Below are 19,103 nucleotides of genomic sequence, written 5' to 3'. Positions count from 1 at the left end.
GTCAGCCCACCTGCGGGACGGGCGGGAAGTTGGAGATCCACGTGTCGAACCACGGACCGGTACCGAGCGTGTTGGCGAAGACGCGGTAGAACGGCGCCATCAGCCGCAGGCTGCTGTCGAGGTTGTCCTCGTTCTTGTTGAGGACCGCGACGACGTTCTCGAGGTGGGCGAGCGCCGGCTTGAGGTCCTCGCGCGACTGGTCGATGAGCCGGGTGAGCTCCTGGGAGAGCGTCGTGCTGGACACCAGCAGGTCGTGCACGGCCTCGCGGCGAGCGACCAGGGCCCGGAACAGCACGTCGCTGTCCTCCATCAGCTTGACGATGTCCTGGTCGCGCTCGTCGAGGACGGTCGAGACGCGCTCGAGGTTGACCAGCAGGGTGTTGAGCTGCTCGTCCTTCGCTGCGACGTTTGACGACAGCCGGCTCAGGCCGTCGAGCGCGCCCCGGAACTCCTCGGGGGTGTTGCGGGTGAGGTCGGCCAGCGTGGTGAGCGACTCCGCGAGCTGGTCGGTGTCGATCTGCGCGGAGGTCGAGGCGAGGCCCTCGAAGGCCTCGACCACGTCGAACGGCGAGGAGGTGCGCGCCGCCGGGATGGTCGCCCCTTCGTCGAGCCGGCCGCCGCCGGCGGGCTCGAGCGCCAGGAACATCGACCCGAGGATCGTCTTGACCTTGATCGCGGCGCGGGTCTCGCCACCGAAGGCGGCGGCGTCGTCGACCTTGAAGCTCACCCGCACCTCGTCGCCCGCGAGCTCGACCTCGTCGACCTTGCCCACGCGTACGCCGGCGATGCGGACCTCGTCGTTGACCTTGAGCCCGCCGGCCTCGGTGAACATCGCGTGGTAGGTGTCGCCGCCGCCGATGATCGGCAGGTCGTCGGCGCGCAGCGCGGCGACCAGCGTCACGGCGAGGACGACGAGGCTGATGGCCCCGACGACGACGGGGTTGCGCTCCCTGAACGGTTTCATCCGAGATCACACCTGTCGGAGCCGGTGTTGTACTTCACCGGGATCGAGACGTCGCGGGGCAGGTTCACGCGCCCCTGGAACTCGCAGAGGTAGAAGTTGAAGAACGAGCCGTAGATCGCGGTGCGTCCGATCTTGTTCAGCTTGATCGGCAGCACCTGGATGGCGCGGTCGAGCTCGGCCTTGTTCTTGTCGATGTTGCCGGCCACCGCGCGCAGCTCCTTGATGTCCTTCACGAAGGGCTCGCGGATGCCGTCGATGAGGGACGCGGTCTCGACCGACAGCGTGGAGACCTCCTCCAGCGAGCCGAGGATCGCGTTGCGGTCCTTCTTCAGCCCGCCGACGAGCGTGCGGAACGACTGGATCAGCCGGGTGAGCTGCTTGTCGCGGTCGGCGACGTGGTCGAGCACCAGCGACAGGTTGTCGATGAGTTCGCCGATCACCTCGTCGCGGTCGGCGAGCGTCGACGTGACCGACGCCGTGTGCGCGAGCAGCCCCTCCAAGGTCCCGCCCTCGCCCTGGAACACCTGGACCAGCTCGTACGACAGCTGGTTGACGTCGTCGGGCGAGAGCGCCTCGAAGAGCGGCTTGAAGCCGTTGAACAGCACCGTGAGGTCGAGCGCGGGCGTGGTCCGCGACACCGGGATCGTCGAGCCGGCCGGCAGCCGCCGGGTGTCGCCCACCTCCTGGGTGAGCGAGAGGTAGCGCTGCCCGACGAGGTTGCGGTAGCGGATGGCGGCGTTGGTGCCGCCGTTGACCGAGGTGTCGCGGTCGACCGAGAAGGTGATCAGCGCACGGGTCCGGTCGACGATCTCCACCTCGCTGACCGTGCCGACCCGGACGCCGGCGACGCGGATGTCGTCGCCCTTGTTGACGCCCGTGGCGTCGGTGAACTCCGCCTTGTACTCCCGCGACGACCCGAAGTCGAGGTTGCCGATGGTCACCACCAGCACCGCGGTCGCGAGCGAGGTGACGACGACGAAGACGAGCAGCTTGACGAGGTCGATCGAGGTCCTGAGGTCGAGGATCCGGCTCATCGCAGCGACACCTCCGCCCCGCGTGCCATCGGCCCGACCAGCAGGACACCGAGGTCGGGTACGTCGTCGGTGCTGACGCCCAGGCCCGGGGCGAGCAGCGACTTGAGCAGCGCCGACTCGTCGCGCCCGCCCGCGAAGCCGGCAGCGGTGCCGGACCAGCCCGGACCCACGCGGCTGGTGCCCTTGCCGGTGGGCTCGTCGACACCGTCGACGAAGTCGGGCTGGGAGGTCAGCGGGTTGCTCTGGGACCACGGCGGCGACGGGAGCGTGCCGCAGTGGTAGCCGCGCTTGTCGCCGTAGACCGGGACGTCCTGCGGGCCGTAGCCGCGCGGCTGGTTGGGCAGCGTCTCCAACACGATGTGCAGGGTGAAGCCGCGGAACGCCTCGGCCTGGAGCTTGCCCGCCCCGACGATGCCGCCGAGCAGGCAGGGGTACCCGGGTGCGTAGCGGGCGAACACCTCGAGCTGTGCCGCACCGAGGTCCGCGAGCCGGACCAGGTTGTCACCGTTGGCGCGGGTGAAGCGATCGGCGACGGTGGCCAGCTTCGACACGTCGTTGAACAGCGCCTTGAGCCGGTCCTCGCGGTCCTCGAGCGTCGACGTGGTGGTGATGGTGTTGCGGAGGATCGTGGCGACCTCCGGCAGCACGTCGGCGTACGTGTCGGAGACCCGTGCCGTGAGCCGCAGGTCCTCGATGAGGGCGGGGAGCTCGGGGTTGAAGCGGGTCAGGTAGTCGTCGAGCGTCTCGAGCGTCTCGCCCAGCTGCTCGCCCCTCCCCTCGAGGGCGGTCGCGACCGCGTTGAGGGTGGTGTTGAGGTCGGCCGGCTGCACCGCGCGCAGCAGGGGGTAGAGGTCGCTGAGCACCTGCTCGACCTCGATGGAGAGGTCGGTGCGCTGGATGACGTCACCGTCCGCGATCGGCTGGGCGGACGACCCGCCGTCGGGGACCACCAGGGAGACGAACTTCTCACCGAAGAGCGTCTTGGGCAGGATCGAGGCGGTGACGTCGCGAGGGACGTCGGTGGTGCGGTCCTGGTAGAGGCCGAGCGTGATGTCCGCGCCCTCCGCGGTGGGCTCGTAGTCGAGCACCTCGCCCACGATCACTCCCTTGATCTTGACGTCGGCGCGCTGCGGCAGCTGGAGCCCGATCCTGGACGCCTTGACCGTGACCTCGTCGTAGTCGGTGAACTTCTTGGTGAACACGCCGTACGTCGCCCACACCGCGCCGAGCATGAGGACCAGGAACACGACTCCCAGGGACTTCGTCTTCATCGCCCCGTCACCCCGCCAGCCGCACGGTGGTCGACGCGCCCCAGATCGCCATGGACATCAGCAGGTCGAGCACGTTGATCGCGACGATGCTGGTCCGGACGGCGCGCCCCACCGCGACGCCCACGCCGGCGGGACCGCCGGAGGCGTTGTAGCCGTGGTAGCAGTGGATGAGGATGACGGTGACCGCGAAGACCAGCACCTTGCCGAAGGACCACAGCACGTCGCCGGGCGGCAGGAACGCGTTGAAGTAGTGGTCGTACGTGCCCGCGGACTGGCCGTAGAACTGGGTCACCACCAGCCGGCTCGCGAAGTACGACGACAGCAGGCCGACGACGTACAGCGGGATGATCGCGATCAGCCCGCCCACGACGCGGGTGGCGACGAGGAACGGCATCGACGGGATCGCCATCACCTCGAGGGCGTCGACCTCCTCCGAGATCCGCATGGCGCCCAGCTGGGCGGTGAAGCCGCAGCCGACGGTCGCGGCGAGCGCGATGCCCGCGACGAGCGGCGCGATCTCGCGGGTGTTGAAGTAGGCGGAGACGAAGCCGGAGAAGGCAGCGGTGCCGAGCTGGTTGAGCGCCGCGTATCCCGACAGCCCCACCTGCGCACCGGTGAAGAAGGTCATGCCGATGATGACGCCGACGGTGCCGCCGATGACGGCGAGAGCACCCGAGCCGAGGGTGACCTCGGCGAGGATCCGCATGATCTCGCGCGGGTAGCGGGTGACCGAGCGCGGCACGGCCTTGAGCACCGCGATGTGGAAGGCCAGCTGGCCTCCCAGGTCGTCGAGGGAGGCGAGCGGCTTGGCGTATACGTCTCGTAGGGCCATCGCTCATCCGCCCTTCGGGGGCACGACCTGCAGGTAGATCATGCTGAGGACGAAGTTGGCCACGAAGAGCAGCAGGAACGTGATGACCACGGACTCGTTGACGGCGTCGCCGACGCCCTTCGGCCCGCCCTTGGCGTTCATCCCCTTGTAGGACGCCACGACCGCGGCGATCAGGCCGAAGACGAGCGCCTTGACCAGCCCGATCCACAGGTCCGGCAGCTGCGCCAGCGCGGTGAAGCTCGCGAGGTACGCGCCGGGGGTGCCGTCCTGCAGGATGACGTTGAAGACGTAGCCGCCGCTCACCCCGACGACGCTCACCATGCCGTTGAGGAAGAACGCCACGAGCATGCACGCGAGGACGCGGGGCACGACGAGGCGCTGGATCGGGTCGATGCCCAGCACCATCATCGCGTCGAGCTCCTCGCGGATCTTGCGAGCGCCGAGGTCGGCCGCGATCGCCGAGCCACCGGCCCCGGCGATCAGCAGTGCCGTGCCGATGGGGGCCGCCTGCTGGATGACCGCGAGCACCGACGCCGAGCCGGTGAACGACTGCGCGCCGAACTGCTTGATCAGGCCGCCGACCTGGAGCGCGATGACCGCGCCGAAGGGGATGGCGACGAGGGCGGTGGGAACGATGGTGACCGAGGCGATGAACCACGCCTGCTGGATGAACTCGCGCAGCTGGAAGGGGCGCCGGAAGAGCCCGCGACCGACGTCGAGGGCGAAGGCGAACAGGTTGCCCGCGGCACCGATCGGTGCGAGGGCGCGCGAGGACGTCGACGTGGACATGACCGCCTCAGGCCCCCGGCGCCAGGCCGGCGTTGCTGGTCTCGAAGGATCCCGGCGGCGGGGTCACGCCGTTCTCGCGGCACCACTCCCCTGCCGGGCGCTGGCTGCGGCGCGGGATGCCGTTGGACGGCTCCTGCTGGAGCGGGATGGGCGGCAGCGGGGGCAGCTCCTGACCCTCCTCCGCCGCGAGCTCGTCGGCGTCCTTCTCCTCGGACATGCCGATCGGGCCGACGCGCTGGGCATTGAGGAACTGTCGTACGACGGGCTCCTCCGAGCTCAGCAGCTGCTCGCGCGGGCCGAACATCGCCAGGTGGCGGTGATAGAGGAGGCCGATGTTGTCGGGCACCGTCCGGGCCGTGTTCACGTCGTGGGTGACGATGAGGAAGGTGGCGTCGATCTGCGCGTTGAGGTCGATGATGAGCTGGTTGAGGAACGCCGTCCGCACCGGGTCGAGGCCCGAGTCGGGCTCGTCGAAGAGCACGATCTCGGGGTCGAGCACCAGCGCCCGCGCCAGGCCGGCACGCTTGCGCATGCCGCCGGAGATCTCGCCGGGCAGCTTGTCCTCGGAGCCGAGGAGGCCGACGAGGTCCATCTTCTCCATCACGATGGCCCGGACCTCGGACTCGGACTTCCTGGTGTGCTCGCGCAGCGGGAAGGCGACGTTGTCGTAGAGGTTCATCGAGCCGAACATGGCGCCGTCCTGGAACAGCACGCCGAAGAGCTTGCGGATCTCGTAGAGGTCGCGCTCGGAGCAGCTCGCGATGTCGGTGCCCTCGATGAGGATCGAGCCCTTGTCGGGCTTGAGCAGGCCGATGAGCGTCTTGAGGAAGACGGACTTGCCCGTGCCCGACGGACCGAGCATCACGCAGATCTCGCCCGCAGGGATCGTCAGGGTCACGTCGCCCCAGATCAGCTGCTTGCCGAAGGACTTGGTGAGGTCGTTGACCTGGATCTCGACACCCATGTGCACCCTCCCTGCCGTCTGGCTGTGGCCCTAGCCGGGCTCCCGTCCCGCGCTGCTTACGGGGTGGACAACGCGGCAGGGCGCGGGAGGTTACGGGCGGGAGGAGACGGTCGTCACTGAACGTGGATGCGGGGAGCGAGAGCGGGTTCCGTCCCACTCGCCGGTGTTCCTTGTCCATTTCCACGCAGTTCTGGAGACTGGGCGTGCACGGTGCGGGTTTCGGCGCGGATGGGCGATTCGGCGGCAGGCGGGGTGAGCATGAGCATCACCGGCAAGGGCCTGGTTCGTCGGTGGGGTGGTCGTGCAGTCGGGTTGGCTGTCACGGGCATCGGCCTGTACATCGTGACGCCGAGCTTGTTGACCATGTTCGGGGCGTGGCCCCGACTCGCGGACGTCGACGAGCCGTGGTTCGTCATCCTCGCCGTGCTCGAGGCCTGCAGCCTTGCTTGTCTGTGGTGGCTGGCGCGGATCGCGCTGGCGAGTCCCGATGACCCGGTCCCTGACGGGGCGGCAGATCAACAGGCCCAGGCGCCACCTCGATTGGGTTGGGGGACGGCCGCGGCTGCCCAGCTCGCTGGCAACGCCGCCAGCAAGGTCGTCCCGGGGGGTGCCGCCACCGGCGGAGTCGTCCAGGGCAAGGTCCTCATCCAGTCCGGGCAGCGAGCCGGCGCGGTGGCGTCGGGGCTCACGGCCACGAACCTGCTGGGGACAGCGGTGCTGCTGATCCTGCCCGTGCTCACCATCCCGGCCCTGATCATCGGGCCGCCGCCGGCGAAGCAGCTGCAGCTGGGGTTGCTGGTCTCGTTGATCCTGGCAGCAGTCATCGTCGCCATCGGGGTCACGGCGCTGACCTGGCCATCAGTCGTGGCCGCGACGGGCATGATCACCGGACGTGTGGTCCATGTCTTTCGGAAGTCTGTGACGCCGCGCGGTCTTGCGGACGGGCTCCTGGCGCAGCGTGCGCGGGTCGCCGCTGCGTTTCGCGGTCGTTGGTGGACGGCCGTGTTCGCTGCGGCCGCGAACCGCATGTTGGACTACGCCGCTCTGGTTGCCGCCCTGGTGGCATTCGGGGCGCACGTGCGTCCCTCCGAGGTGCTGCTCGCATATGTGGTCGCGCAGGCATTCGCGATCATCCCGATCACCCCCGGTGGTGTGGGCTTCGTCGACGCGGGACTGACCGCGCTCCTGGTCCTGGTCGGCGTCCCGGCCGACACCGCGCTCATCGGCACGCTGCTCTACCGACTCTTCTCGTTCTGGCTGCCGATCCCGATTGGCGGGCTGGCGTGGGGTTGGTGGCGGATCCACCACCAGGCAGCGGATCGCCGACTGACGGACATCGGCTAGCGCAGCATCAAGCCCATCCGGGGGCGGGACCACGGTTGGCTTCCGCGCATCGAGGTGGGGCCGCTCCAGTACGGTCCGGGCATGAGAGCAGTCGTCCAGAAGCGCTACGGCTCCGTCGACGACCTCACCGTGAGTGAGGTCCCCCGGCCGGAGCCCGCCGCGGACGAGGTGTTGGTGCGAGTCCGGGCGGCTTCCGTCCATCCCGATGTGTGGCACGTCGTAGCCGGCCGGCCCGCGGTGCTGCGCCTCATGGGCTCCGGGGTCAGACGCCCCCGTGAGCCTGTGCCCGGGACCGACGTCGCTGGGGTGGTGGAGTCGGTGGGCAGCGCGGTGACCCGGTTCAAGCCAGGTGACGAGGTCTTCGGAGAGACTGTTCGCGGTGTCCAGTGGCGCAACGGCGGTGCGTTCGCCGAGTACGCCACGGCCCCCGAGGTGGGGGTGGCGCTCAAGCCACCCAGCGTCGGCTTCGAGGAGGCGGCGGCAGTGCCGACCGCCGGCCTCATCGCTCTGAACAACCTGCCCCAACGTCGGGTACCGACGGGTTCGAGGGTCTTGGTCAACGGCGCCGCGGGAGGCGTAGGCGCGATCGCCGTGCAGCTCGCCAAGGCATATGGCGCGCACGTCACGGGTGTCGATCACTCGAGCAAGCTCACGCTCGTGCGCTCCCTCGGCGCGGACCGAGTCATCGACTACACGGCCGAGGACTTCACACGTGGCGGCGAGCAGTGGGACCTCATCTTCGACGTGCCCGGGAACCATTCCTTCCGGGCGACGCGCCGCGCACTGGACCCGCGAGGCAGCTACATCCTGATCGCACACGACGCATTCGGAGCGACGGGACATCGCTGGCTGGGCAGCATCCCGCGCCTCCTCGGACTCGTGGCACGCTCTGCGGTGTCCCCCCAGCTGCGCGGCGGGTCGTTCGCGCCACCGGACAAGAGGGAGCTGATGGACACGCTTGCGCGGTTCATGGAGAGCGACCAGCTGCGCGTGGTGGTGGACCGGACCTATCCCTTGAGCCAGGCGCCGCAGGCGATGCGACACCTCATGTCCGGCCAGCCCGTGGGACGGATCGTTCTCCGCATCGACGACTGAGGTGGTGGCTCACTCCGCCGCGTTCGCACGTCAGCGCCCTGAGGGCCCTTCGACGTTGACGGTCGGGATGCCGCCGCCCACCCGGGCGATCACCGCGAAGGATGGCTCGTGGCTGGGGTTGGATTCACGGTGGACGGTCCAGGCAGGGACGTGCACGAAGTCGCCCGGGCCAGCATCGATGTAGCCGTCGTGGCCCTCGAACTCAAGTCTCAGCACGCCGCGCACGATGTACAGGCTCGACTCGTTGCGCTCGTGGTGGTGCCAGCCCGACACCGCTCCTGGCTCGGTCTCGACCTGGCCGGCCCAGAGCAGCGGCAGCTCGAATGCCAAGGCGCGGTTCATGCCAGGCGTCGGGTCTGCTGGAGCCAAGTCAGCCGGCGTGAAGACCCGTACGGGCCGTGGCAGTTCACCGCTCATCAGTTCAGGATCCCCATTCGTTGCTCAGGCGAGGGCGGAGTCGGGGATCCAGTTCCCGTGGAATCCCTGCGGCACCCGGGCCGGCAGATGGATCGTGGCCACCGGATGTCCGAAGTCGTGGGCATCGATGATCACCAGGTCGCTGGCGTCGCGCGCGGCGTCGTACACGTAGCCCATGAGCCAACCGTCGTCCTCGCCCGCCGCGCTGCCCGCCGGGACGAACACCATCTCGCTGGCGATGCGGCCGGAGCCCAGGTCGACCTCGACGGTGGTGCCGCCGACGAGGTCGTGCTTGCGCACACCTGTCCGGGGGTCATCGCCCAGCGCGCCCAGGTCGCGCACCGACGATGCGCCGATCGTGTAGCCGTAGCGGTGGCGGCGGCCCGTGAGTCGTTCGTCCGCGCGTGGGAACTCCGTGCCGCGATCGTCGATGGTCTCGGTGAGGACGTTGCGTGCCTGCGGGTCGATCGTCCAGCGCTCCAGACGGGGGCGATCGGAAAGGGGCTCGCCGTCCTCGGCGAAGGCATGGTCGTGCACCACCAGGTCGATGACCACCCGATCGCCGTCGTCGAAGGCGTTGAGGGGGTGGTAGACGAAGCACGGCTCGACGTCGATCCACACGACGTCGGTCCCCGTGCCGGCCCGGGGCAGGAGCCCGACCCGGGCCCCGTTGTCGGGGCGCCAGCGGAAGGGCAGGGAAACACCCTGGAGCGCGAGCTCCAGGTCGAAGAGCACAGGCAGGTCGAGCAGCACGACCCGGGAGGCGGTCAGGCCCATGTCGTGGAGCATCACCGGGGCCGGAAGGTCGATGTCGACGGTGCTGGCGAGCTCCCCGGACGAGTCGATCACGTGATAGCGCAACGCGGGGTTGTCGAAGCCGTAGGTCATCACGTGCATCTCGCCGGTGTTCGGGTCGAACTTGGGGTGAGCGTTGATGCCGGCAGGGAGAGGGCCGCCGAAGTTGCGCGTGGCGACCGTGTCCAGGTCACAGGTCAGCTCGTAGGGCAGCGACCCCTCGGTCACGGCCAGGATCCGGCCGGCGTGGGCGAACACGTTGGTGTTGCCCGAGCCGGGGTACCACCCGCCGTCCTCGTGGGGCACCGGGGACTCACCGAGGTGCGCGCTGGCCTCCGGGCTGCGCACCCAGCGGTTGCGGTACCAGCGTGCCCGGCCGCCGTGCAGGTCGACGCCGTGCACCATCCCGTCGCCCGCGAACCAGTGGTACGTCTCAGCGTCGGCTGCGAACGGGTTGGGTCCGGTGCGGATGTACCTGCCCGCCAGAGCCGGTGGCACCGCGCCAGTGACGTCGAGATCCGTTGCGGTCAGCTCAGTGGCCACCGGCGCAAAGTTGCCGTCGAGGTAGGTGGCTGCAGTCATCGTCCGCTCCCTGGCATCGGGCCGCTGAGCCGGCCCCACCAATAGACACCCTCACCCGCTACGCGTCAATCAGCCGCTCTTGCGCTGACTCGCGGCCGCGCGGATCCGCGCGGATCCGCGCGCTAGGCGGTGAGCGCCTGGTCGAGATCGGCGTACCGGTGGAACCATGGCTGTGCCTGCTCCAGCTGCGCGGCGAGCCGCAGCAGGAGACCGTCCGAGGCAAGGGAGCCGACGAACTGCACGCCCAGGGGCAGGCCGGTGGCGGTCCAGTGCAGAGGCACGGAGATCGCGGGGCGACCGGTGAGGTTGGCCAGCTGGGTGTAGGGCACCCAGCCCAGGTTGTCGGTGATGAGCTGGTCGAGGATGCCGGTCGCGTTGAGGAGCTTGCCGGCGTGCACCTTCGCGATGGTCCGCGAGGCCCGCTGCAGCAACGGCGGGGTATCAACAGAGCCCACCTCCAGCGGCGGCTTCGCCAAGGTCGGGGTGAGCAGCAGGTCGTAGCGCTGGTGGAAGTCGTCGAGCGCGCGGACGTGCCGGTTGACGTTCTCCAACGCGGCGAAGAGCGCCCCGACGCCGGCGGCGCGGCCGATCTCGGCTGCCGCGAGCGAGTCGGCAGCGAAGGCGCTGTCGGGCGAGCCGAGTCTGTGCTTGATCTGGCTGATCTGACCGTGGAGCTGGGCGAACCAGATGCTCAGGAAGTCACGGGCCAGGGCGTCGTCGTCGTGCGGCGCGTCGACTTCCTCGACCTCGTGGCCGAGCTCGGCGACCAGGCGAGCGGCACCCTCGACGGCGGCGACCGCCTCGGGGTCTGGACTGGGGTTGATGGCCGAGGAGACCGTGAAACCGATCCGCAGACGCGCGGGCGGTCGGTCGAGCCCCGGAAGGAACCGATCGGGGGTCGCAGCGGCGTACGCCGCGTAGCGGGTCGGCGCGCCGACGATCGCATCGAGCAGTGCGGCGCTGTCCCGGACGCTGCGGGAGACCACGCCCTGGGTGACCATCCCGAACATGGTCTCGGTGCCCTGGGGACCGTAGGGCGTGAGGCCACGGCTGAGCTTCAACCCGACCAGGCCGTTGCAGGCCGCGGGGATGCGGACCGACCCGCCGCCGTCGTTCGCGCCGGCCGCCGGGACGATGCCCGCGGCGACCGCGGCGCCCGAGCCACCGGACGAGCCGCCCGGAGTGTGGGCCAGGTTCCACGGATTGCGGGCCCGTCCCAGCAGATCGTCCTCCGTGATGCCCTTCGCTCCGAACTCAGGGGTGTTGGTCTTGCCGAAGACAACGAGTCCGGCGTCGAGGAAGCGCTGCGTGACGAGTGCGTGCTCATCGGCCACGTCGTCCACCAGCGCGTGCGAGCCGTTGGTGGTGGGGAACCCGGCGTACTCCTGCGCGAGATCCTTCACGAGGAAGGGCACGCCCGCGAAGGGGCCGCTCAGCGGCTCGGCGGCCCGAGCATCGGCCACGTCGTCCAGCATCCTGACGATCGCGTTGATCTTCGGGTTCACCTGATCGGCACGCTGGCGTGCCAAGGCCAGCAGCTCAGCCGGAGTGACCTGCTTGTCGGCAACCAGGGCTGCCAGGCCGGTCGCGTCAGTGGTCAGGTAGTCGTCAAGGTGCACGGAGCGAGTGTAGGAGCGCGCCATCCCTCCGGAGTGAGGAATGGGCCGCCGCCATGTGGGCCCCCGAACGTGCGTGCAGGGCACCCGGGCGGCCGTCACCCGCGCCCTCAGGCGCGGCGGCGGCGGATCTCGGCGTTGACCGCCGGGATGATCTCGTGGAGGTCGCCGATCACGGCGTGGGTGGCCTTGGTGACCATCGGGGCGTCGGGGTCGGTGTTGATGGCGAGGATGACCTTGGCGCTGCTGCACCCGGCCCAGTGCTGGATCGCACCGCTGATGCCGCAGGGGATGTAGAGGTCCGGCGAGATCCGGCTGCCGGTCTGTCCCACCTGCTCGTGGTGGGGCCGCCAGCCCAGGGAGGTCACCACGCGGGAGACGCCCAGCGGGGCGTCGAGCAGCTCGGCGAGCTCGAGGAGGTCGTCGAAGCCCTCGGCCGACCCGGCACCGCGACCGGCGCCGACGACGACGCGGGCCGACTTCAGGGTGCCCGAGAGGTCGGGCTCCGGCTCCTCGGTGGAGACGACCCGGGCCAGCAGGTCGGCGTCGGCGACGTCGGGTGTCTCGACGACCAGCTCACCGGCACCCGCGGTGGCGGCGGGGGTGGCCTCCACCGCGTGGCCGGCCAGGGTGAAGATCGCCGGCCTCTGGGACAGGCTCATCTCCTCGAGCGCGTCGCCGCCGACGACCTGGCGGGTCACCGTGAAGGGCGACAGGCTGCTGAACGACACGACGTTGGCGGCCATCGGCAGCGCGGACCGGGCCGCGACGTGGGCCAGTACCTCGTTGCCGCGCGAGGTGCCGGCCGCGGTCACGACGACCGCGCCCGCGCGCTCGCGCACGGCCATCAGCCCGGCCGCCCACGCGGCGCCGGAGAACGAGTCGTAGGCCGCACCGGTGAGGGCGTGCACGCGGCGGGCGCCGTACGACGCCAGGGTGCCGACCAGCGCGTCGTCGGGGTGGCCGACGACGACCGCGTCGATGGGCACACCGCCCCCGGCGGCGGCGAGGTCGCGCGCGAACGTCATCGCCTCGCGGGAGGTCTCCACGACCTCACCTGTCGGCGTGACCTCGACCAGGACGACGATCATCGCGCGAGCACCCCCAGCTGCTCGAAGAGGTCGACGACCGCAGGTGCGCTCGCCGGGCCCTCGCCCAGTACCTGCACGGTCGACGGGGAGGGAGGGGGCAGCACCAGTCGGACGCGGGACGGTCCGACCGGGTCGGCCGTGGGCCGACGCTCCTCGATCGGCGCCTTCTTGGCCTTCATCCGGCCGGGGACGCTCGGGTAGCGGGGCTCGACACCGCCCTCGAGGACCGTGACCACCGCAGGCAGGGGCAGGCGGAAGGTCTCGTGGCCGTCGGGGCCGGACCCGGTCGCCGTCACCTCGCCGTCGGCGACCGACACCGTGTTGACGCCGTTGACGACGGGCCAGCCGAGCTCGTAGGCGAGGCGGATGCCGACCTGGAAGTCGCCGGTGTCGGCCGCGTCGTTGCCGAGCAGCACGAGCTCGTGGGGCGTGCCCGCCGCCTCGTGGTCGCGGACGACCGCGGCGATCTCGCGGGCGACGTCGGCCGGCCCGAACGCTTGTGGGTCGGCCACCACATGGGTGGCTGCGGCGCAGCCCACGGCGAGCGCGGCTCGGAGCTGCTCGACGGCGTCGTCGTCGCCCAGCGTCACGACGGTCGCGGCGCCTCCGTCGGCGGCGATGCGGACCGCGAGCTCGACCGCGCACTCCTCGTGCGCGCTCGTCGTGAAGCCGGCGTAGCGCCCGTCGACGCCCTGGGCGTCCTCGGTGAGGACGACCTCGCTCGTCGCGTCGACGACGCGCTTGACGCAGACCAGCGGGTTGGTCATCGAATTCTCTCGTTGGTCGGGTCGAGGAGCGGGGTGGCGTCGACCGAGCCGACGGTGACGGGGTAGAGCTCCTCCATGTAGGAGACGGCGAGCTGGTTGCCGATGACGGCCTGGTCGGGCGGCAGGTAGGCGAGCAGCACGTGCTTGCCGAGCGACGGCGCGGACCCGGCGCTGGTGACGTAGGGGTGGTGCCCGTGGCCGTCGGTGAGCGTGCCGCCGTCGCGCGTCAGGATCGGCTCCCCGCCGAGCATGTAGCGCCGGGTGCCGGAGGCGGACGTGTGGTCGTCGACCGTGAGCGTGCACAGCACCGTGCTGGGAGCCGTCTCCCGCTGCGCGAGGTAGGCCTCCTTGCCCACGAAGTCGGCCGTCTTGACCTTGGGCCGCTGCATGCCGGCCTCGATGATGGTGCGCTCGCTGTCGAGCTCGGCGCCGTAGGCCCGGTAGCCCTTCTCGATGCGGCCCGTCGTCCCGTAGACGCCGATGCCGGCAGGCACCGCACCGTGGGGCGCGCCCGCCTCGAGCAGTGCCTCCCACAGCCCGGCGGCGTGCTCCATCGGGACGTAGAGCTCCCAGCCCAGCTCGCCGACGTAGGAGATGCGGGAGGCGAGGACGGACGTGCCGGCGAGCTCGATCTCCCGGCAGGAGAGGAAGCCGAACCCGGCGTCGGAGACGTCGTCGGAGGTCAGCGAGGAGACGATGTCGCGTGCCAGCGGTCCCCAGATGCCGATGGTGGACACGTCGTCGGTGAGGTCGGTGAGCGTCGTGGAACCGGACTCGGGCAGGTGCCCCGAGAACCAGGCCCGGTCGGCCATGCCGTGTGCGCCGCCGGTGACGACCCGGTAGTGCTCGTCGCCCAGCCGCATCACCGTGAGGTCGGAGCGGAAGCCGCCCTTCGCGTCCAGGACGGGCGTGTAGACGACCTTGCCGACCGCGACGTCGCACTGGGCGACACAGGTCTTCTGCACCACGTCGAGCGCCTCGGGGCCCTCGATGTCGAAGATGCAGAACGCTGACAGGTCGATCACCGCGGCCGCCTCTCGCATGCGGAGGTGCTCGGCGTTGATGATCGGGCTCCACCAGCGGGAGTCCCACTCGTGCTCACGCGGCATCACCGCGTCGCCGTACGCCTCGAGCAGGGACGCGTTGGTCTCGTACCAGAACGGGCGCTCCCACCCGGCGGTCTCGAAGAAGACGGCGCCGAGCTTCGCCTGGGAGTCGTGCATCGGGGAGAGTCGCTGGTCGCGGTCGGACTCGTACTGCTCGCCCGGGTGGACGATGCCGTAGGTCTTGATGAACGACTCGGTGGTGCGCAGCCGGGTGTGCTCGCGGCGCTTCTGGTGCTCGTGGAAGCGCGCGATGTCGCTGTGGTGCAGGTCGATCTCGGAGTGGCCGTCGGTCATCCACTCGGCCACAGCGCGGCCGACACCCGGACCCTCCTTGATCCAGACCGCCGAAGCCGTCCAGAGCCCGGCGACCTCGCTCTCACCCAGGATCGGGTTGCCGTCGCAGGTCAGCGAGAGCAGGCCGTTGATGGCGTAGCGCATCTCCGCGCCCTCGGCGCCCAGCAGCTCGGGCATCAGCTCGTAGGCCTGCTCGAGCTGGGGGTCGAAGTCGTCGGAGGTGAAGGGCATCTCCGTCGGCGAGAGCTTGGCCTGCTCGATCGAGGGGATGTCCTCGGGCTCGTGGAGGATCGCGCGGTGGGCGTAGGAGCCGACCTCCATGTCGGCGCCGTGCTGGCGCTCGTAGCAGAAGGTGTCCATGTCGCGGACGATCGGGAAGGAGATCTCCCCCTCCGTCTCCGTCAGCTGCGGGCAGGGCCCCACGCTGATCATCTGGTGCACCGCGGGCGTCAGCGGGATGCTGATGCCGGCCATGTCGCCGAGCTTCGGGCTCCACACGCCGGCCGCGATGACGACGACCTTCGCCTCGATGTCGCCGCCGGACGTCCGCACCCGGGTGATCCGGCGCCGGCCGTGGGGGCCCTCCTCGGTGTCGAGGCCGGTGACCTCCACGGTCGGTACGACGGTGAGCTCGCCCGTGGCAAGGGCCCGCTCGCGCATGATGGTGCCGGCGCGCAGCGAGTCGACCACGCCCACACCGGGCGTCCAGAACGCGCCGATGAACTGGTCCTCCTCGATGAAGGGCACCTTCTCCTTCACGAAGGCGGGGCTGACGAGCTCGGACTCGATCCCCCAGGCCTTGGCGCTCGACATGCGGCGCCGCAGCTCCTCCATCCGCTCCTCGGTGCGCGCGATCTCGAAGCCGCCGGACTGCGTGAAGACGCCCATCTCCTGGTACTGCGCGACCGAGTCGAGCGTCAGGTCGGTGATCTCGCGCGAGTGGTCGACGGTGAAGATGAAGTTGGACGCGTGGCCCGTCGACCCACCGGGGTTGGGCAGCGCGCCCTTGTCGATCTGCACGACGTCGGTCCACCCGAGCCGGGTGAGGTGGTGCACGAGGCTGTTGCCGACGATGCCGGCACCGATCACGACGACACCTGCGGTCGTGGGGACGTCTGCCATGACGGGTCTCCTGAGGGCCTTCTCCTGCGGCGGGTTGCGCATCACGCAACGGGTTGCGTCATACGCGATTACACGAAATGTACGCCGCCGCCCCGGAGCACTGTCAAGGGTGCTCGGGACGGCGGCGGACGGCAGTCCGGGGCCGGAGGTCGGACCTCAGGCCTTCGCGTCCTCCTCGGGAGTGCTGGTGACCTCCTCCGGGTCCGCGCCGAGCGCGGCCAGGGCGACCGAGTGGTTCTCCACCGAGTCGTACTTCTGGGCGTGCAGCACGGCCTTGCGCACCCGCGAGGGGAGCGTCGACTCGTAGGGCTCCTCGCGCAGCGCCTTCATCAGGGACACGCACATGGCGCAGATGACCAGCATGAACGGCCCGGCCACGATGATCACCAGTGTCTGCAGCGCCCCGAGCCCTCCGGAGAACAGCAGCACCCCGGCCACCGCCCCCTGGGCGACGCCCCAGAAGATGACCAGCCAGCGCATCGGGTGCTCCTCGCCGTGCTGGCTCAGCATCCCCATGACGATCGAGGCCGAGTCGGCGCCTGTGATGAAGAAGATCGCGACGAGGAACACCGCCAGCACGACCGTGATGCTCGACAGCGGGTACTCCCGCAGCGTGGCGAACAGGGCACTCTCGGTGCCCTCGTTCGCGAGCACGGCGCCCAGGTCCTTGGCGCCGGAGAGCTGCAGGTCGAACGCCGAGCCGGCCAGGATCGAGAACCAGACGAACGACACCACGCTCGGCACCAGGATCACGTAGACGACGAACTGCCGGATGGTGCGTCCCTTGGAGATGCGGGCGATGAACATCCCGACGAAGGGCGTCCAGGAGATCCACCAGGCCCAGTAGAAGATCGTCCAGGTGTCGAGGAACTCGCTGCCGCCGAAGGCCCCGGTGCGGAACGCCATCGTCGGCAGGTGCGTGAGGTAGCCGCCCAGCGACTCGGTGAAGGTGCTGAGGATGAAGACCGTCGGGCCGACGACGAAGAGGAAGAAGACCAGGAGCAGGGCCGCGATGGCGTTGGCGTTGGAGAGGAACTGCACGCCCTTCTCGATGCCGGTCACGGCGGAGAGCACGAAGCAGGTGGTCAGGACCGCGATCACCACCACGGTCAGCCACTTGGACTCACCGGTGGCGAACACGTCGTCGAGGCCGCCGGTGATCTGGAGGGCGCCCAGGCCCAGGGAGGTGGCGGAGCCGAAGAGCGTCGCGAAGATCGCGATGACGTCGATCGCCTTGCCCGGGCCCTCCGTCGCGCGGCGCCCCAGGAGGGGGCCGAACGCGCCCGAGACCAGGTTGCCGGTGCCCTTGCGGTAGGCGAAGTAGCCGATCGCGAGCCCGATCACGGCGTACATGGCCCACGGGTGGAAGCCCCAGTGGAAGAAGGCGTACTCCATGGCGACCCGGGCGCTGTCGGGGGTCGACGGGTCGCCGCGGCCCGGCGGGATGCTCGAGGCGTCGGTCGCGGTGAGGTAGGTCAGCGGCTCGGCGACGCCCCAGAACATCAGGCCGATGCCCATGCCCGTCGCGAACATCATCGAGACCCAGGAGAACGTCGAGAACTCCGGCTCGGAGTCGTCGGGACCGAGCCGGATGTTGCCGTAGCGGCTCACCGCGAGGTAGGCGGAGAAGAGCAGGAACGACGCACTGACCAGGATGAACAGCCAGCCGAACGTGGTCTCCAACCACCCGAGCAGCTCGCCGGTGGTCGTGCCCATCCCCTCGGAGTCGACGACCCCCCAGACGAGGAAGGCGATCGCGAGGGCCGCCGCGACACCGAACGTCACCTTGTCGAGGGAGAGGTCGCGACCCTCCCCGTGCGGTGGGACCAGGGACTGATCGACCGGTTCCCGGAGAGCCATGTCGCCTACCCATCCGGTTGCGTCTTGCGCAACCTAGTGCGTGACCTGCAACGAACGTACGATGACCCTCCCCCAAGCGACTGTCAAGGGTCGCACGGAGGAGGGCCACCGAACAGCGTCAGCCGAGCCAGGCGTCCACCTTGTCCTGGTTCTCGTCGACCCACTTGGCGGCCGCGTCCTCGGGGGACATGCCGTCGGACGCGATGTAGCCGGCCACGACGTTCTGGTCCTCGTTGGTCCAGGTGAAGTTCTGCACCAGGTCGACGGCGGTGGAGTCGCCCTCGGACCACTCGGTGCTGACGATCTTCTTCAGCTCGGTCTCCGGGTAGTCGCAGGCGACCGTCTGCGGGTCGTCCTGGCAGCCGTCCTCGTACGGCGGGAGGGCGACGCGCTGCATCGCCACCTCGGCGTTGAAGTACTGCGGCTCGTACCAGTAGCCGATGACCCACTCCTTGTTCTCCTCGGCCTTGCGGAACGCCTCGATCGAGGCGGCCTCCGACCCGGAGAAGACGACCTTGAAGTCCAGGTCGAGGTTGCTCACGATCGCCTCGTCGAACTGCACGTAGGACGGGTCGGCACCGAGGAACTGGCCCTGGCCGCCGGACTCCGACGTCGCGAACTCCTGGGCGTACTTGTTGAGGTTCTTGTAGTCGAGGATGTCCGGGTGCTCCTCGGCGAGCCACGGCGGGACGAACCATCCGATGATGCCGACGTTGCCCTGCGGGCCGAAGTCCGTCGCGGTCCCGTCGCCCTGCTCGGCGAAGAACTTCTTCTCAAGGTCGGGGTGACCCCAGTCCTCGATGACGACGTCGACCTCCCCGGTGCCGAAGCCCTGCCACGAGACGTCCTCCTTGAGCTCCTTGTACTCGACCGAGCAGCCGAGCTCCTGCTCGGCGACCGTGCCGACGACGTAGGCGCTGGCCTCGTAGCCGACCCACGGGTTCACGGCCATGTTGAGGTCACCGCACTCGCCACCACCCTCGGCGGCCTGCGACTCGTTGGCCTTGGTCTGCTCGTCGATCGAACCTCCGCCGCAGGCGGAGAGAGCGAGCGTGGCGACGGCGGCTACTGCCCCGAGTCGCGCAGCCCGGCTGCGGGCAGTTCTCATGGTGGTTCTCCTCATCTGGTGGTGGATCGGCACATCGTTGGGGTCTCCGGTC

At 69.8% G+C, this 19,103-nt stretch carries 16 protein-coding genes; 2 read left to right on the top strand and 14 right to left on the bottom strand.

Translation table 11 applies throughout. From position 1 onward, the window contains the following. Position 1: 1 nt before the first annotated feature. From ACXJKB_RS04480 to ACXJKB_RS04455, 6 genes are read right to left on the bottom strand one after another with little or no spacing between them, the layout of a single operon-like run. Positions 2-964: an MCE family protein gene (locus ACXJKB_RS04480; protein WP_457185807.1), complete on the bottom strand. Its 963-nt coding sequence runs from the start codon at positions 962-964 to the stop codon at positions 2-4. Next, complete coding sequence (locus tag ACXJKB_RS04475) at positions 961-1,998, bottom strand: MCE family protein (RefSeq protein WP_457185805.1); 1,038 nt, start codon at positions 1,996-1,998, stop codon at positions 961-963. Before ACXJKB_RS04475 ends, ACXJKB_RS04480 begins: the two co-directional genes overlap by 4 nt. After that, a complete protein-coding gene (locus tag ACXJKB_RS04470) occupies positions 1,995-3,269 on the bottom strand; it encodes an MCE family protein (protein WP_300049558.1) in 1,275 nt (424 codons plus the stop codon). The genes ACXJKB_RS04475 and ACXJKB_RS04470 overlap by 4 nt, the downstream gene beginning before the upstream one ends. 7 nt (positions 3,270-3,276) lie before the next feature. Beyond that, positions 3,277-4,101, bottom strand: a complete 825-nt coding sequence (locus ACXJKB_RS04465; protein WP_457185803.1) for an MlaE family ABC transporter permease — start codon at positions 4,099-4,101, stop codon at positions 3,277-3,279. Positions 4,102-4,104: 3 nt separating this feature from the next. Next, positions 4,105-4,890, bottom strand: a complete 786-nt coding sequence (locus tag ACXJKB_RS04460) for an MlaE family ABC transporter permease (RefSeq protein WP_457185801.1) — start codon at positions 4,888-4,890, stop codon at positions 4,105-4,107. 7 nt (positions 4,891-4,897) lie between these two features. Next, positions 4,898-5,854 (bottom strand): ABC transporter ATP-binding protein, encoded by a 957-nt coding sequence (locus ACXJKB_RS04455; RefSeq protein WP_457185799.1) that lies wholly within the window; start codon positions 5,852-5,854, stop codon positions 4,898-4,900. Between the two features lie 258 nt (positions 5,855-6,112). Here ACXJKB_RS04455 and ACXJKB_RS04450 point away from each other — a divergent pair, with 258 nt between their 5' ends. After that, entirely contained in the window at positions 6,113-7,198 is a 1,086-nt protein-coding gene (locus tag ACXJKB_RS04450; RefSeq protein ID WP_457185797.1) for a lysylphosphatidylglycerol synthase transmembrane domain-containing protein, read from the top strand. Between the two features lie 129 nt (positions 7,199-7,327). Further along, on the top strand, positions 7,328-8,293 hold the full coding sequence (locus tag ACXJKB_RS04445; RefSeq protein ID WP_457185795.1) for an NAD(P)-dependent alcohol dehydrogenase: 966 nt from the start codon (positions 7,328-7,330) through the stop codon (positions 8,291-8,293). A 30-nt stretch (positions 8,294-8,323) separates the two neighbouring features. Here the strand turns inward: ACXJKB_RS04445 and ACXJKB_RS04440 are convergent, their stop codons facing one another. From ACXJKB_RS04440 to ACXJKB_RS04405, 8 genes are all read right to left on the bottom strand, one after another. Continuing rightward, positions 8,324-8,710, bottom strand: coding sequence for a cupin domain-containing protein (locus tag ACXJKB_RS04440; protein ID WP_457185793.1), 387 nt, complete (start codon positions 8,708-8,710; stop codon positions 8,324-8,326). A 24-nt stretch (positions 8,711-8,734) separates the two neighbouring features. Continuing rightward, positions 8,735-10,087: a carotenoid oxygenase family protein gene (locus ACXJKB_RS04435; RefSeq protein WP_457185791.1), complete on the bottom strand. Its 1,353-nt coding sequence runs from the start codon at positions 10,085-10,087 to the stop codon at positions 8,735-8,737. 122 nt (positions 10,088-10,209) lie between these two features. Further along, a complete protein-coding gene (locus tag ACXJKB_RS04430) occupies positions 10,210-11,706 on the bottom strand; it encodes an amidase (RefSeq protein ID WP_457185789.1) in 1,497 nt (498 codons plus the stop codon). Positions 11,707-11,813: 107 nt separating this feature from the next. Then, a complete protein-coding gene (locus ACXJKB_RS04425) occupies positions 11,814-12,794 on the bottom strand; it encodes an electron transfer flavoprotein subunit alpha/FixB family protein (protein WP_457185787.1) in 981 nt (326 codons plus the stop codon). Further along, positions 12,791-13,561: an electron transfer flavoprotein subunit beta/FixA family protein gene (locus ACXJKB_RS04420; RefSeq protein WP_457185785.1), complete on the bottom strand. Its 771-nt coding sequence runs from the start codon at positions 13,559-13,561 to the stop codon at positions 12,791-12,793. The genes ACXJKB_RS04425 and ACXJKB_RS04420 overlap by 4 nt, the downstream gene beginning before the upstream one ends. Beyond that, the gene (locus ACXJKB_RS04415; protein WP_457185783.1) at positions 13,558-16,083 is read right to left on the bottom strand and encodes a GcvT family protein; all 2,526 of its coding nucleotides are present in this window, start codon (positions 16,081-16,083) and stop codon (positions 13,558-13,560) included. The genes ACXJKB_RS04420 and ACXJKB_RS04415 overlap by 4 nt, the downstream gene beginning before the upstream one ends. A gap of 156 nt (positions 16,084-16,239) precedes the next feature. Then, positions 16,240-17,943 (bottom strand): BCCT family transporter, encoded by a 1,704-nt coding sequence (locus tag ACXJKB_RS04410; RefSeq protein ID WP_457185781.1) that lies wholly within the window; start codon positions 17,941-17,943, stop codon positions 16,240-16,242. A 118-nt stretch (positions 17,944-18,061) separates the two neighbouring features. Beyond that, a complete protein-coding gene (locus ACXJKB_RS04405) occupies positions 18,062-19,051 on the bottom strand; it encodes an ABC transporter substrate-binding protein (protein WP_457185779.1) in 990 nt (329 codons plus the stop codon). Between the last annotated feature and the right edge of the window lie 52 nt (positions 19,052-19,103).

This window comes from Nocardioides sp. P5_E3, from assembly GCF_054049275.1.
This window is presented reverse-complemented; position numbering and strand designations above follow the sequence as displayed.